Below are 14,939 nucleotides of genomic sequence, written 5' to 3'. Positions count from 1 at the left end.
GATGAAAAACAGGTATGGCTAACTATTTGTAAAGATTTAAATTTTCTTTTGCGTAAGCTTCAAAATCTGTGTACCCACCAATGTGTTGCTCATCAATGAAAATTTGTGGAACGGTTTCAACAGGTTTGCCGACAGTTTTAGATAAATCTTCTTTAGAAATACCTTCTGCTTGAATATCAACATAGCGGTAGTCAAAATCTTCACGTTCATTTTTCAGTTTTTCAGCGAGTTCTTTTGCACGAACGCAGTATGGGCAGCCAGGACGACCAAAAATAACAGTATACATAGTATCTCCTTTTTATCTTGAACTCAGATTCTAATTACAATGCTCAATACTATGCCTACATAAATTATGAAATAAAAGTCGAATTTTCCTGTTATACCTATAGGTATGGCATATAATCCTCAGTTTGAGGAAGAGACACAATAATGAGAGGAGAAGAAGAATGAGTAATAAACCTCAGTCTAAAGGGACGATGCGTTCATTGGCGGATATGCCAAAGCCCATTATCGTGTTAGAAGGTGTCGGGATCATTCTGCTTATCATTGTGTTGTTGGCATTAAATGACTATATCACTCTGCCGGAGCCTTTAATGCAGTCAGGAGCGATCGTCAGCATTATTATGGTCGGTATTGGTTGTTTGGTGCCTGCAATGATCAATATTGTCTGGCGGGCAATTCATGGCCTGAGTTTTTTGGGGATAGATAATAAACAACCAGAAAAGAAAGCCTCTAAAAAGTCGGACTCTACAGATAATAAACCTGATGAATAAATAGATTAAACGCGGTTTTACTGGTGTTTCGGCCTACAATATGTGAGAATTATTCGTTTTTTCGTTAGGGGGAAGATGTGCCGAAACCCTAACAAATCGATATTGCACGACTATTTTGAGTTGAAGAAGGTTACTGCCCATGGATTCTATTTGTTACCCTGACATCACTAAGTTACGTGAATGGCTAGACCAACTCAAAACCTCTTATTTCGAGTGTGATTCCTGCTCTGCATTACATTTACCCCATATGCAAAATATTGATGGTATTTTTGATGCGAAGCTCGATATTTTAAATAATGTTTTGGTGTTGTCTGCATTAGCTGAGCTCAAACCGACAGCGATTGTGACGTTAGTGGCGAATATCAGCCAAATTAATGCCAGCTCATTAACGGCAAAAGTTTTCCTTGAAATAAATAATGAAAACTTGCCTAAATTGATTGTTAGCCAATCATTTTCATTAGCAGCAGGGATGACGTATCGTCAATTCGGCCATTTTTTACAGCAAGCAGAGGAACAAATTTCTGCCATTGTATTTGAAATCTTTAGCAATAACTTGCTCTATGCGAATCAAGATGATTTCGGTGAAGACGATGACAATTCTGATGAAGACTCAGAGCATTCTCTTGACGACAAACCCTCGATAATACTCCACTAAGTCTTTGTTATGCATTGTGAAAAGTATGCCACTGGGCAATGCCATTCATGCCAATGGTTGACACTAACTCCTGAACAGCAAATTATTGAAAAGCAGAGCCAACTACAGGCTCTTTTACCTGCTATTGATACCTCCCTATTTCAGCCTCCAGTTACAGGGCCGCAAACGGCTTTTCGCAATAAAGCTAAAATGGTCGTTAGTGGTAGTGTTGAGAAGCCAATTTTAGGTATTGTTGGGCGAGATGGGCAAGGTGTAGATTTAACGGACTGCCCGTTGTATCCAGATGCCTTTTCTGATGTGTTTAGTGCCATTATTCCTTTTATTGCAAGGGCAGGGCTGACGCCTTATAACATTGAACGCAAACGTGGTGAGTTAAAATACCTATTATTGACTCAAAGTCATCATACTGGGAAATTTATGCTGCGGTTTGTGTTGCGCTCAGAGAAAAAAATTGAGCAGTTAAAAAAGGCACTGCCATGGCTACAAGAACAGTTGCCACTGCTTGCGGTGATCACCGCCAATATTCAACCCGTGCATATGGCAATACTTGAAGGTGAGGATGAGATTTTCTTAACGGAGCAGCGCACACTTCGTGAAGAGTTTAATCAAGTCCCTTTATTTATTCGGCCACAAGGTTTTTTCCAAACGAATCCTATAGTGGCTGCAAAATTATACCAAACCGCGAGGGAATGGGTTAAAGCGTTAGATATCGATAGCTTGTGGGATCTGTTTTGTGGGGTGGGAGGCTTTGGGTTGCACTGTGCTGAAAAAGACACTCGCTTAACAGGGATAGAAATTAGTGCGCCAGCGATTGCCAGCGCACAGCAATCCGCGGATGAACTTGGATTAAAGCATGTTGAGTTTAAAGCCCTTGATTCAACGCGTTTTGCCACGGCGAATCAGGATATCCCTCAGCTTATTTTAGTTAATCCGCCACGTCGAGGGATCGGTAAGGAATTATGCGATTACCTTACGCATATGCAGCCTGAATATATTTTGTATTCTAGCTGTAATGCACAAACCATGGCGCAAGATTTACAACTGTTGGCTGGCTATCAAGTCTGTAAAGTCCAGTTATTCGACTTATTTCCTCATACAGCACACTTTGAAGTGCTGACGTTGTTAAAGCGTATTGCACAGTAAAAGCTATGTGATGGGCTTTACTGTACAAAACCGACAATACAATATTCGTTATATCATTTGGGTAATTAATTTAATTTTTTAGCAGGAATGAATCCATAGATAATACTCTAAACTTAAATTCATCTATGTGATTCGGTATAGGTTTATCACTATGATAGGAGAGCAAATATTTTAAGTTTTCAAAAAAATCATTTTCGTTATCATATTTTTTTATACCTCTGTTAGGGTCAAAAAACTTATATATATGATTGTTTTTATCGAATTTAATTGAAATTGCCATGCAATGACCATCATAAGAAATCAATGAATAGTAATCATTGTTAGATTTTAATTTATTCTCTATTTCAGCTTTTAGATTTTCAATAGTTGATTGGTTTTTATTTATTTGTAAGTTTGTATAGTCACAAATAGGTAGGCTTATATCATTGATTAACCCAAAATTTATATTTTTAGCAGTATTTTTATACATTTCTAGCTTAGATATAAACCCGAAAGCATTAGCTAGAAAAATTTTAATTTCTTCATCATCTAATGGCAAGTCAGATATTATTTTATTTTTTATTGTCTCATTCAATATTTCATGGCAATAGTAAATTTCTATTGAATCCTCTTTGTTTTTTCTAACTAAATTATAGTAAAAGGTAATCAAATCTATAATTTCATATTTATTATCTAAGTAACTTACATTTTTATTGACATGAGATATGTTTTTCTTTAGTAGATGGGTTATATCGTATAGATTTCTTATATTACGCCCCTTTTCCTTGTTTTCTAACGATATTAAGTTTCTATCAATTTTAATATCTGTATTTTTATTGATGAATGATGATTTATTCTTTTTTTTATCAATGAGTAATGAGTCTATTTTGTGTGCGATTTTATTGAAATCATATGCGCGTTCATAGCTAATCTGAATATTCAGGCCATTGACTATTTGTTTATTTAATAAACTTATTTCAACATCATTTTGTTTTTTATTTCTTAAACGATCACTTTGGGATTTTATAGATTTTAAAGCAGCTCCCATCGATTCAATTAATTTATCCCCTTCATTTTTGTTTTCATTAAGAAGGTATAGGTTTGATAGACCATGGCAAATCCCATTGCTAGCGTTAGAGGTGTTTCTGACTTGGGTGAGTTTTTTTCTTAGGGAGTCATTTTCTTTTTTATTAAAGTATGTAAGTAGTTTTTCTTGCTCAAAAGGAATATCAAATTGAATTTTTTTCATAATAAACGCATTAATCATATCTATTTAATTAGTTTAATTATTACATATTACAAATAAAGTACTCTTTAAAAATCCGATTGAGCGAATAAAAAAAGCTTGGCATAATACCAAGCTTTTTTTACTTGTCGGCGAGAAAGAAGGACTAGCCTCTGTGCTCAAATTCCAGCGCTTTGCGTTCAATTAAACGCATTAGAACGGTCAAAATTGCATTGACCACTAAATAAATAATTCCCGCAGCAACAAACGCCATCACATTCCAGCTTTGACCAAAGATCAGTTGGCTGTAACCCATAACATCTAGCATTGTAATCGTACTGGCAAGTGAAGTACTTTTGAAAATCAGGACAACTTCATTGGAATAAGACGATAACGAACGCTTAAAGGCATAAGGCAAAATAATACGCATGGTTTGCATTTTGCTCATCCCGAGGGCTTGGCACGATTGCCATTGGCCTGACGGAATAGCTTTAACTGCACCGTGGAATAACAAAGTAGAATACGCTGCACTATTTAGTGCCAATGCTATCATGGCGCATACCCAAGGGGTTGAGATAAACTCCCATAGCATTGGGTAATTCTGCAGTGATTTAAACTGGCTTGGACCATTATAAATTAAGAAGAACTGCACCAATAAAGGCGTACCAGTGAAAAGCGTGATATAGACTTTAACTGCTTGAGAAACCACGGGGGTTTTAAGTGAAAGAATTAAAGTAAATAATATCGCTAAGATAAAAGCTACAATAAGAGCACTAAATGTCAGTGATAAGCTGGTTGGTAGCCCGGGAAGAATATCTAAAATTAAATCCATCATTTTGATTCACCTCGCTCAAAGCGAGTCGTACGCAATTCAATACGTTTTAAAATAACTTGGCTGACTAACGTAATGGCAAGGTAAATCAACCCTACAATGGCGTACCATGTGAAAGGTTCGTGAGTTCTATTGACGATTGTTTTTGTTTGTAGCATTAAATCATTAACACTGATGAGTGAAACTAACGCAGTATCTTTTAATAATACAAGCCATTGGTTACCTAAGCCAGGAAGCGCATGGCGCCACATTTGCGGCATAATGAACCGAAAGAAAATAGTGCGTTTGTTTAAACCTAATGCAAAACCAGCTTCCCACTGACCATAAGGTACTGCTTTTAAAGCCCCTCTTAATGTTTGTGATGCATAAGATGCATACAACAAGGCGAGGGCAATGACACCACAGACAAATGGGGTGTAATCAAATTCACCGCTATCAGCAAAGAAAATGCTGGGGTCAATTTGGATAGTGGTTTGCCAAAAACCGAGGTTTATATCGAACCCATCACCAAACAAATTGATCAGTTGTAATGTACCGAAATAAACAAACAACACGACCAATAATTCAGGCAGACCGCGGATCAAAGTAACCCAGCAAGTCCCTAAAAAGGCAATAGGTTTAAAACGGACGGACTCCCACGCAGTAAATAACATGGCGAGGATCAGCCCCAAAACCAGTGCAGAAACAGCAAGGCCGACGGTGATACCGGCGGCACTTGTTAAAAATAGAAAGTTGCTCATTAATTATATCAATTACTGTTGAAACCATTTTTTGTGGATAGCATCATAAGTGCCGTCTGCTTTAACTTCAGCTAAGGCTTTATTCATTTTATCCAACAGCTCTTTATTTCCTTTACGCACTGCAATGCCTAAACCAATACCGAAATATTGTGGATCAGTCACTTTTTCACCTACAGCGGCTAAGTTTTCGTTACCTTTAGCTTTTAACCACTCGTCAGCAACTGCGGTATCACCGAAGACGGCATCGATACGGCCATTTTGCAGGTCTAAAATAGCAGATTGGTAGTTATCATAAGGAACGGTTGTCATACCTTTATGTTGTTCCATGATATATTTTTGGTGAGTGGTTCCGTTTTGAACACCAATTTTTTTATCTTTTAATTGGTCTACTGAGCTGATTTTTTCTTTCACAGCAATAAACTCTGCTGAGTTAGGGTAGTAAGTCTCAGTGAAATCCACTTGCTGTTGGCGCTCAGGGGTAATATCGATACCTGCCATTAATGCTTCAAAGCGACGGAATTTTAAGCTAGGGATTAAGCTGTCGAAAGATTGGTGAGTAAATGTGCAAGTTGCATTCATTTTTTCACACATGGCATTGGCTAAATCAACGTCAAAGCCAACGATTTGGTTATTCTTATCGAACATTTCAAAAGGTGCGTAAGTCGCTTCTGTTGCAAAACGGATGGTTTCTTTTTCCGCAGCAGTTGCAGATAGGGTTACAGCGCCCAGTAGTGCAGCTAATATAATTTTTTTCATTGCTTAATCCTATATCTATTAATGTGACAGATAATTTGCAAATGCTTCTGTTTGAGGTGCAGTGAAATGGCTTGCATCCCCTTGTTCTACTATATGGCCATTTTCCATATACACTACACGGCTAGCGGTTTTGCGAGCAATTTCCACTTCGTGAGTAACGATGACTTGCGTAATTCCAGTTGCAGATAGTTCTCGAATAATATCAACAACTTGCGCGGTAATTTCTGGGTCAAGTGCAGCGGTTGGTTCATCAAATAATAAAACTTTTGGTTCCATCATCAATGCTCTAGCAATCGCAACACGCTGTTGTTGCCCACCCGATAAATGTAAGGGGTAGCGATCAGCAAATTGAGACAACCGTAAGCGCTCTAATAACTTAGAGGCTTTTGCTTGCGCTTCTTGCTTGGACAATTTTAACACGCGGCACGGTGCTTCAATTAAGTTGTCCATAACGCTCAAATGAGGCCATAGGTTATATTGTTGAAATACCATTCCCACATTTTGACGCAGCTCACGAATCGCTTTCGCATCTGGAGCAGAAGAAAAGTCAAATTGCTGACCCACAATATTTAAGTGGCCTGAACGTGGCATTTCTAATAAATTGAGGACACGCAACAACGAGCTTTTACCTGCTCCGCTTGGCCCGAGTAATACCATAGTCTCACCAGCAGAACACTCTAGATTGATATCAAAGAGTGCCTGATGGGAACCATAGAAACAGTTGATGTTTTTTAATTGAATGCTCATGTGTACCAATAATATCTTATTTCACTACCTGCGATATTAATCCTACGAGCATATTTATGCAATAATTTCTGCATAAAAATTTGGTTTTTACGCTAAATTTATTCTGATTTAACGGTCAGTTGCTCTGCTTGCTGTTGTTTAGCGAGTTGTTTATCCCGCTCATAAGCTAGCTCACTGATGCGTTTTGCCATGCCTTTAAAAATAAATAAATGTGCAGGCATCATGGCAAACCAATAGAGTAGACCGCAAAAGCCAGCAGGGTGCCACCATGCCCGAACATCGATTGAACGGCGGTTTCCGCTATCATGAATAGTAAAAGTTAGGCGGCCAAGTCCTGGCGCTTTCATACCAAATAACAAGCTAAGTTGTTTATTAGGCTCAAGATTAATCACGCGCCAGCCGTCAATCTCATCACCGAGTTGGAGCTGTTCACGATCGGGGCGGCCATATTTCACTTTATTCAACATCATATCATCCATGATGGCGCGGGTTTTCCACAGACCATTGGCATAGAAGTAGCCGTTTTTTCCGCCAATCTGTTGCACTGTATACCAGAGCGATTCTGAACTGGCCGTTGTTCCAAGGGTTGCTCCCGCTTGTTTTGGGTAATAGCCATAACCAGGACGCCAACGTTTTCTGACTTCTGGGTCATAACCCCAATCTGCGTTATCAACGGCATCGGCTTCTTCAGCTAAAGTGGTTCTAACAGCATCATCAAAAGAAATTAAGGTTTGTGGGATCAGTTCTCGTAACGCTTTATCATCTGCCGGGAGGTCGTGCTGCAAGCCTTGGATTAGCTCCTTAGCAATTGACGGTGGCACAGAGGTGATCAAACTGATGAAATGCACAGAGATCATACTGATGGGGATCGGAATGGGAATAAGTAAACGCCGTTTACCACTGACTTTAATAAAGCGTTTAAATAGTTCTTGGTAGCTAATAAACTCAGGGCCACCCGCATCGAAAATTCGGTTTTCGGTTGTTGGTATTTTTGCCAGTTGCGTTAAATAATACAAAATATTCGACAGAGCGATAGGTGACGACTTAGAGCGAACCCAGCGTGGTGGCGTTAAAATCGCTAAGTTGTAGACCATATCGCGCATAATTTCGAATGCGGCAGAACCAGAGCCAACGATAATTGATGAACGAATTTCAGTAACCGGGACTTGGCTTTCACGTAAAATATCACCGGTTAAACGCCGTGCTATTAGGTGTGGTGAATAGGTATGCCCGTGTTGTAATGCGCTGAGATAGATAACATGTTTAACGCTTGAGCCTTCAAGGGCTTGTTGCACATTGCGAGCGGCTGCGCGCTCACGTTCGACTAAATTGGCTTGGTCAGCCATGCTATGAACGAGGAAATAAACAATATCGATGCCTTCCATGACACCTTTTAATGTTTCGGGGTCGTGAAGATCCACATAAATGCATTGGGTATCTTGCCAGCCTTGAGATAGCATCCAATCAACACGGCGAGCACCTGCTGTTACGTCATATCCTTGCTCAATGAGTTTAGGGATCAAATTCTGACCAATATAGCCACTAGCGCCCAACACTAAAACACGTTGTTTATCTGTCATGTTAATTTCCTGTTTCACGCAAATTAACGGCTATTGTGACTGAAATTTTACCTATGTAAAGAAGGCCATAAGAATTGGCGTAATTAGACTAAGTACGAAGCCGTGAACTATGGCGGCAGGGACAATTGAAACTCCACCGCTGCGTTGTAAAACAGGTAATGTAAAATCCATTGATGTTGAACCGCAAATGCCAAGAGCCGTTGAGCGGTAACGGTTGATAATAATAGGAATGAGCATGATGGCAGCAAGTTCCCTTGCTAAGTCATTGAAAAAAGCCGCACTTCCCATGACTGGGCCATATGCATCGGTAAGTACGATGCCTGTTAATGAGTACCAGCCAAAGCCAGAAGCCAGCGCTAGCCCCATTTTCACCGGAAGATCGAGTAAAAATGCAGCTAACGCGCCACCAGCTAACGCACTGATTGCCATGACAAACGCGATGGTGGTACCACGGCGGTTGATTAAAATTTGCTTGATGCTCATGCCACTATTGCGTAGCTGGATACCGACAAGTAATAACAATAGCATTAACGCCAGTTGGCTGCCTTTGTCGGCATAGTGTAGAAAGTCAAAATGCGTCAAGCCAACGGCAAATCCGAGCAGTAGCACACCGCATAGCTGTAAAGATTCGAGAACCATTTTGATTCGTGAAGGTGGCTTTTCTTGTTTATGTTGCGGAATTCTCCATGGATCAAATCTATCGAGCAATAACAGTGAGATTACATTCAATGAAAATATGCAACCAAAAAAGGTAACTGCATAAATTAAAATAGAAAATAAGTGAACGCTTAAGTTTTCAAGCAGTGCGAGGGTAATTCCCATTAAAAATAAAATAACATATACCATTGAATTCAGGGATTGATGAACTCGATGGAGAATACGTTTATTTTTAATAGGAATAAGATAACCGAGTGTTAACGGTAGAAGAATAATTAAGAGTCCTGAATACATGGCCGTTTCCTTAAAGGTTATCCCATCGACTAGGTTAATGTAAACAAAGGGTTATGCTTATCTTTTTTATTTAGGTTATCGAAGCATAAACCTGATTTAGCGCCCTGTGCTAAAAGAACTTATTGTTATAAAATTTTTTTATTGGCTAAAGAAAGAAAAATAGGTCAAAAACACTAAAAATGAAAGTTTTACTATTTTATAACACTGTAATTAGATGCTCAACACAGTTCGCTGTTTTGTTATAAGTATTTTTATTTTGCTTACATATTTATAGTAATAAAGGCGCTTAATCGGTAAGCTCTAAATAGTGTCTTTTAGTCTGTTTCATTGACGGAATCACCCGGTATGTAATGAAAACTAATAATATTGAGGGTGAATTAAAAATCTTCCAAGGAGAGTAATATGTACCTGGAACGTGTGGAAATATACGGATTTAGAGGAATTAACCGGCTTTCTTTAGAACTGAATAATAGTACGGTTTTAGTCGGTGAGAATTCTTGGGGAAAATCAAGTTTACTGGACGCACTTGACCTTCTTCTTTCCCCTGAGCATACAGATTACCAATTCAGCCTTCATGACTTTCATCACCCAGCAGGGAACGATGAATCGCGTTACCGCTCATTACAGATTGTTCTAAAATTTTGTGAACGCCGAAAAGGACGTCATCAATCATATCGTTTTCATAATCTTAACTCTGTTTGGGTCGATAACGGAGATGGCCTTAAACATATTTTCTATCGTGTTAGTGCAGAGCTGAGAGATGATGACACGATTGTTGTAGATAAAAACTTTTTGAACTCAGGTGGTAATAAACTTTCTTTGGATAATGTAGGTAAATACATTAAAGAAATTATTAGATTGTATCCGGTTATTCGCCTGCGAGATGCCCGCTTTTTGCATACACTTAACACTGAAACTATTGTTACAGGCCAAAAAGATTTACGTGATTTGTTCAACGTCCGCATTAAAGAATTAACCCATGCATTGGTTAATAATCCTGAATGTTTAAGTGATGAGGACCTTGGTGATGGTATTGATGCAATGCAACAGCTGCTCAGTCATTATTTTTCAGGGCAGAGCGCACATCTTATAAAACTGGATAACTCAATTGTCAATATAGAACCGCGCAAGCGCGGGTGGAAAGCACTTGATAATATTAGCCGTTTAATCGCAAAACCAAACCAACGCAATATTCGTTTAATCATCTTAGGAATGTTTTCTTCGTTATTACAATCAAAAGGTAATATTCAGTTAGATAAACATGCAAGGCCATTGATTATCGTTGAAGATCCAGAAACGCGCTTACACCCGATTATGCTCTCCATCGCATGGGGGTTATTTAGCCTATTTTCTCTACAGCGGATTACCACGACGAACTCAGGGGAGTTGCTTTCATTAGCACCTCTGGAAGATTTGTGTCGTTTGGTGCGCAATACCAATAAAGTTTCAGCTTATCGATTGAGTGAAAATGATTTAAGTGCTGAAGAATTACGTAAAATTTCTTTCCATATTCGCTTTAATCGTCCATCAGCGCTGTTTGCTCGCTGCTGGTTATTAGTGGAAGGGGAAACGGAAATTTGGTTGATGAATGAATTTTCGCGCCAGTGTAACTATTACTTTGAAACTGAAGGAATAAAAGTTATTGCATTTGCACAAAGTGGTTTGAAACCATTGCTAAAGTTTGCCAATAAAATGGGTATTGAATGGCATGTTTTAACCGATGGTGATGAGGCGGGGCGCAAGTATGCAGCAACAGCGACTCATTATGCCAACAAAATTAACTCTTCAGATAGAGATAGGTTAACGATGCTCCCCGCACCAGATATGGAACATTTCCTATATCGTGAAGGGTTTAGAAGCCTTTATCATGAAATTGCGGATATTCCAGATAATGCGAAGGTTTCAACCAGACGTGTAATTATTAAGGCGATTTCTCGTACATCGAAACCAGATTTAGCGCTAGCTACTGTAAATAGAGCCGCAGAATTAGGGCCAGACAGCATTCCGCTGCAATTGAAAAGTATGTTTTCTCGCGTGGCATGGTTGGCAAGGGGGAAAGCAAATTAATCGTGATATCGAGAAATATTACTTGTTGTTGATTGATTATTAAGAAATGGTTCTTTCAGGTTTATCACATGTTGAATCAATTGATAACTTAAGTGATATATAATTTGATCATTAGTTTTTAGCTGACAACTAATTGGAACCTCCTTTTTACACGTTGTCAGCGATCTTAGAGGGCAAAGCCCTCTTTTTGTTCATAGGAAGCAAGTAAACATGAAGGCAAAGCCTAAGAAAAAGTGGCCGATTTATTTGGCAATCATTATTGTTGCCCTAATCACCGCTGGGTTTCTTTTTAATCGAGAGGAAGCCGAGGTTTTTCAAACCGTAGATGTCACTCGAGGCAATTTAGATAAACAAGTACTGGCAACGGGGAAACTTGATGCCGTACGTAAAGTCGATGTGGGCGCTCAGGTGAGTGGGCAGCTGCAAACGCTGTATGTCAAAGAGGGTGATTATGTTAAAAAAGGTGACTTATTAGCGGTTATTGACCCGAAAAAAGCTCAAAATGATGTTATTGAGTCTGAGGCAACAACACGTGAGCTCGAAGCCAATTTATCATTAGCTCAAGCCGAGCTGCGTCTTGCCCAAGTGACTTATCAGCGTCATTTAAGCCTAGCAAAACAGCAAGCAGTTTCTCAACAAGAACTTGATAAAGCTAAAACCGATGTGGAAGTAAAAAAAGCGCAAGTCGCCACTTATCAAGCTCAAATTAAGCGTAACCAAGCCACTCTAGATTCGGCAAAAACAAATCTAAAATATACGCAAATTACGGCACCAATGGATGGTATTGTCACCTTTATTAAAACACTACAGGGACAGACGGTTATTGCTGCCCAAGAAGCACCAACAATTTTAACGCTTGCGGATTTGGACACGATGCTAGTGAAAGCCGAAGTTTCTGAAGCCGACGTAATTTATTTGGAACCCGGTCAAGATGCTTCTTTCACTGTTCTAGGGGCTCCAGATAAAAAATTTGCTGGGCAATTAAAGGATATTTTGCCAACTCCTGAAAAAATTAATGATGCCATTTTCTATTATGCGCGTTTTGAGGTGCCTAACCCGCAACATTTGTTGAAATTACAAATGACCGCTCAGGTTACGATTGAATTAGATTCACGTAAGAATGTGCTATTGCTACCACTATCTGCATTAGGTAATGAAATTTCACCACAAACCTATGAAGTGGATATTCTGCAAGGCAATAAAGTCGAGAAAAAACAAGTTGAAATTGGTGGTCGAAACGATGTGTATGTGGAAATTACCAAAGGCCTAAATGAAGGTGACAAAGTGGTCATTGGGCACAACGAGGCGGAATACTAACTATGGCTGCGTTAATTGATCTTCAAGGGATCACTCGCCGCTATGGGGAAGGTGAAAACCAAGTTACGGTCTTAAAAAATGTCTCACTGCAAATTAATGCAGGTGAGATGGTAGCGATTATAGGTGCTTCTGGTTCAGGTAAATCCACACTCATGAATATTATTGGGTGCTTAGATAAACCAACAGAAGGGAATTACTGTATTGATGGCCAAAGTGTTGCAACATTAGATAACGACCAATTGGCAGAATTGCGTCGAGAACATTTCGGTTTTATTTTTCAACGCTACCATTTATTAAGCCATTTAAGTGCGGAGCAAAATGTTGAGGTACCTGCGGTATATGCAGGAGCGGGTAAAAACCAACGTCGTGAACGAGCCGCCCAACTATTACAGCGTTTAGGGCTTGGAGAGCGAATTGAATATCGTCCAAGTCAGTTGTCTGGCGGGCAACAACAGCGCGTGAGTATTGCTCGCGCCCTAATGAATGGCGGGCAGATAATTCTTGCGGATGAGCCAACAGGAGCGCTGGATAGCCATTCGGGGGAAGAGGTCATGAGTATTTTAAAAGGCCTTTGTGCCCAAGGGCATACAGTGATTATTGTTACTCATGATCCCGAAATTGCTCAGCAAGCGGAACGTATCGTAGAAATTAAAGATGGCGAAATTTTGAAAGATTCGGGGAGTAAAGCCTCGATACGTGCAAATTCATTACCAAAAGCCCCCGCAAGGAAACTCACATTAAATCAAATGTATGGCCGATTTAGTGAGGCATTACTGATGGCTTGGCGTGCCATGGTTGTCAATAAAATGCGCACGCTGCTAACGATGCTTGGGATTATTATTGGTATTGCCTCTGTGGTTTCAATTATGGTGATTGGCGATGCGGCGCAGGGCATGGTACTCAATGATATTAAATCGATCGGAACCAATACCATTTCTATCTATCCCGGGAAAGATTTCGGGAGTGACGATGCAGAAAATAGGCAATCATTAAAATCTTTGGATATTGACGCGATTGCTAAGCAGCCTTATGTCCACGCTGTCTCTGGAGAGTTGAACAGCTCAACTCGGTTAAGGAAAGGCAATTTAGATGCATCAGCTCAACTTTCAGGTGTTGGGCGTGATTATTTTAATGTTTATGCTTGGAAGTTCTCAGAAGGAATGGGGTTTACTCAAGATATGGCGGACAGACGAGCTCAAGTGGTGGTCATTGATGCTAACACCAAGCGCCGCTTTTTTCCTAAGCAAGAGCATGTTATTGGCGAAACTTTACTTATTGGTAATATGCCAGCAACGGTCATCGGTGTACTTGAAGAAAAAAAATCGGCTTTTGGTTCGAATAAGTCATTATCCATTTGGTTACCAGACACCACGGTAAATAGTAAAGTGCTTAACCGGCCATACTACGACAGTATCACTGTGCGGGTTAAAGAGGGCTATGATGCTAAAACAGCGGAGCAGCAACTAATCCGCTTATTGACATTGCGTCATGGTAAGAAAGATATTTTTACCTATAACCTAGATACCTTTATTAAAACGGCGGAGAAAACAACCCAAACTATGCAGTTATTCCTCACACTAGTGGCTGTCATTTCATTAGTAGTCGGGGGTATTGGTGTGATGAATATTATGCTGGTTTCTGTGACAGAAAGGACACGAGAAATTGGTATTCGTATGGCGGTAGGGGCTAGAACCAGCGATGTGATGCAGCAATTTCTCATCGAAGCCGTACTGGTATGTTTAATGGGCGGCCTGATGGGAATCGGCTTATCGTATGGAATTAGTTTATTGGCTCAAATGGCGCTACCGGGCTGGACTTTTTCTTTTGATCCTGTGGCGTTAATCAGTGCCTTTGTTTGTTCAACAGCCATTGGTATTATTTTTGGCTTTTTACCTGCGCGAAATGCGGCTCGCTTAAACCCAATTGACGCATTAGCGAGGGAATAGTTTATAGCTTAGTCATTTATAACCTAATCATTTATAACCTAAATAATTACTGTGTATCTTCTGCATCACAGGGTTTGGTGCAGAAGATATATAGAAGGCATTAAATGCTAACGTGAAAGAGATATCTGCTCAAGAATAGTCTCATTTATTGGAACCGAGTTCCTCAAATAAATTCTGCTAATTAAATGCGTTATTTTTAACTCCTTCATTTCCTGATAATATTTTTTT

The 14,939-nt window shown here is 39.6% G+C and carries 14 protein-coding genes; 6 read left to right on the top strand and 8 right to left on the bottom strand.

Annotation, left to right across the window (positions count from 1 at the left end; translation table 11 throughout):
- Positions 1 to 22: 22 nt before the first annotated feature.
- Positions 23 to 286, bottom strand: coding sequence for a GrxA family glutaredoxin (locus FVA69_RS14885; protein ID WP_004909359.1), 264 nt, complete (start codon positions 284 to 286; stop codon positions 23 to 25).
- Between the two features lie 160 nt (positions 287 to 446).
- On the opposite strand from FVA69_RS14885, the gene FVA69_RS14880 reads away from it, so the two are divergent.
- From FVA69_RS14880 to rlmC, 3 genes are all read left to right on the top strand, one after another.
- Positions 447 to 773, top strand: coding sequence for a YbjC family protein (locus FVA69_RS14880; RefSeq protein ID WP_109911012.1), 327 nt, complete (start codon positions 447 to 449; stop codon positions 771 to 773).
- 139 nt (positions 774 to 912) lie between these two features.
- Entirely contained in the window at positions 913 to 1,428 is a 516-nt protein-coding gene (locus tag FVA69_RS14875) for a YbjN domain-containing protein (protein ID WP_109911013.1), read from the top strand.
- A 9-nt stretch (positions 1,429 to 1,437) separates the two neighbouring features.
- The gene (gene rlmC, locus FVA69_RS14870) at positions 1,438 to 2,571 is read left to right on the top strand and encodes a 23S rRNA (uracil(747)-C(5))-methyltransferase RlmC (protein ID WP_164529060.1); all 1,134 of its coding nucleotides are present in this window, start codon (positions 1,438 to 1,440) and stop codon (positions 2,569 to 2,571) included.
- Positions 2,572 to 2,641: 70 nt separating this feature from the next.
- Here rlmC and FVA69_RS14865 read toward each other — a convergent pair whose 3' ends face one another.
- The 7 genes from FVA69_RS14865 to FVA69_RS14835 form a co-directional block, all read right to left on the bottom strand.
- Positions 2,642 to 3,799, bottom strand: a complete 1,158-nt coding sequence (locus tag FVA69_RS14865) for a hypothetical protein (RefSeq protein WP_164529059.1) — start codon at positions 3,797 to 3,799, stop codon at positions 2,642 to 2,644.
- A gap of 142 nt (positions 3,800 to 3,941) precedes the next feature.
- Positions 3,942 to 4,610 (bottom strand): arginine ABC transporter permease ArtM, encoded by a 669-nt coding sequence (gene artM / locus FVA69_RS14860; RefSeq protein ID WP_004909376.1) that lies wholly within the window; start codon positions 4,608 to 4,610, stop codon positions 3,942 to 3,944.
- Entirely contained in the window at positions 4,607 to 5,347 is a 741-nt protein-coding gene (gene artQ, locus FVA69_RS14855; protein WP_004909379.1) for an arginine ABC transporter permease ArtQ, read from the bottom strand. Before artQ ends, artM begins: the two co-directional genes overlap by 4 nt.
- 12 nt (positions 5,348 to 5,359) lie before the next feature.
- Positions 5,360 to 6,103, bottom strand: a complete 744-nt coding sequence (gene artJ, locus FVA69_RS14850) for an arginine ABC transporter substrate-binding protein (protein ID WP_004256405.1) — start codon at positions 6,101 to 6,103, stop codon at positions 5,360 to 5,362.
- Positions 6,104 to 6,121: 18 nt separating this feature from the next.
- The gene (artP, locus tag FVA69_RS14845; RefSeq protein WP_004256404.1) at positions 6,122 to 6,850 is read right to left on the bottom strand and encodes an arginine ABC transporter ATP-binding protein ArtP; all 729 of its coding nucleotides are present in this window, start codon (positions 6,848 to 6,850) and stop codon (positions 6,122 to 6,124) included.
- Positions 6,851 to 6,948: 98 nt separating this feature from the next.
- Positions 6,949 to 8,430, bottom strand: a complete 1,482-nt coding sequence (locus tag FVA69_RS14840) for a DUF2867 domain-containing protein (protein ID WP_004909389.1) — start codon at positions 8,428 to 8,430, stop codon at positions 6,949 to 6,951.
- Positions 8,431 to 8,481: 51 nt separating this feature from the next.
- Entirely contained in the window at positions 8,482 to 9,381 is a 900-nt protein-coding gene (locus FVA69_RS14835) for a lysine exporter LysO family protein (RefSeq protein ID WP_004909390.1), read from the bottom strand.
- Between the two features lie 402 nt (positions 9,382 to 9,783).
- On the opposite strand from FVA69_RS14835, the gene FVA69_RS14830 reads away from it, so the two are divergent.
- The 3 genes from FVA69_RS14830 to macB all read left to right on the top strand — a co-directional run bounded on the left by FVA69_RS14830 (position 9,784) and on the right by macB (position 14,711).
- Complete coding sequence (locus FVA69_RS14830; RefSeq protein ID WP_109911018.1) at positions 9,784 to 11,448, top strand: ATP-dependent nuclease; 1,665 nt, start codon at positions 9,784 to 9,786, stop codon at positions 11,446 to 11,448.
- Positions 11,449 to 11,658: 210 nt separating this feature from the next.
- A complete protein-coding gene (gene macA, locus FVA69_RS14825) occupies positions 11,659 to 12,765 on the top strand; it encodes a macrolide transporter subunit MacA (protein ID WP_109911019.1) in 1,107 nt (368 codons plus the stop codon).
- 2 nt (positions 12,766 to 12,767) lie between these two features.
- Complete coding sequence (gene macB / locus FVA69_RS14820; RefSeq protein WP_109911020.1) at positions 12,768 to 14,711, top strand: macrolide ABC transporter ATP-binding protein/permease MacB; 1,944 nt, start codon at positions 12,768 to 12,770, stop codon at positions 14,709 to 14,711.
- The last annotated feature ends 228 nt before the right edge of the window (positions 14,712 to 14,939 follow it).

Source organism: Providencia sp. PROV004, from assembly GCF_011045615.1.
GTDB lineage: Bacteria > Pseudomonadota > Gammaproteobacteria > Enterobacterales > Enterobacteriaceae > Providencia > Providencia rettgeri.
Note: the sequence above shows the minus strand (reverse complement) of the source record. Positions and strands in the feature narration are given on the sequence as shown.

Coding starts and splice junctions, on each gene's coding strand:
- FVA69_RS14830 (WP_109911018.1), top strand. CDS start 9,784: ATGTACCTGGAACGTGTGGAAATATACGGATTTAGAGGAATTAACCGG.
- macB (WP_109911020.1), top strand. CDS start 12,768: ATGGCTGCGTTAATTGATCTTCAAGGGATCACTCGCCGCTATGGGGAA.
- FVA69_RS14865 (WP_164529059.1), bottom strand. CDS start 3,799: ATGAAAAAAATTCAATTTGATATTCCTTTTGAGCAAGAAAAACTACTT.
- FVA69_RS14880 (WP_109911012.1), top strand. CDS start 447: ATGAGTAATAAACCTCAGTCTAAAGGGACGATGCGTTCATTGGCGGAT.
- FVA69_RS14875 (WP_109911013.1), top strand. CDS start 913: ATGGATTCTATTTGTTACCCTGACATCACTAAGTTACGTGAATGGCTA.
- macA (WP_109911019.1), top strand. CDS start 11,659: ATGAAGGCAAAGCCTAAGAAAAAGTGGCCGATTTATTTGGCAATCATT.
- artP (WP_004256404.1), bottom strand. CDS start 6,850: ATGAGCATTCAATTAAAAAACATCAACTGTTTCTATGGTTCCCATCAG.
- FVA69_RS14840 (WP_004909389.1), bottom strand. CDS start 8,430: ATGACAGATAAACAACGTGTTTTAGTGTTGGGCGCTAGTGGCTATATT.
- artM (WP_004909376.1), bottom strand. CDS start 4,610: ATGATGGATTTAATTTTAGATATTCTTCCCGGGCTACCAACCAGCTTA.
- artJ (WP_004256405.1), bottom strand. CDS start 6,103: ATGAAAAAAATTATATTAGCTGCACTACTGGGCGCTGTAACCCTATCT.
- rlmC (WP_164529060.1), top strand. CDS start 1,438: ATGCATTGTGAAAAGTATGCCACTGGGCAATGCCATTCATGCCAATGG.
- FVA69_RS14885 (WP_004909359.1), bottom strand. CDS start 286: ATGTATACTGTTATTTTTGGTCGTCCTGGCTGCCCATACTGCGTTCGT.
- artQ (WP_004909379.1), bottom strand. CDS start 5,347: ATGAGCAACTTTCTATTTTTAACAAGTGCCGCCGGTATCACCGTCGGC.
- FVA69_RS14835 (WP_004909390.1), bottom strand. CDS start 9,381: ATGTATTCAGGACTCTTAATTATTCTTCTACCGTTAACACTCGGTTAT.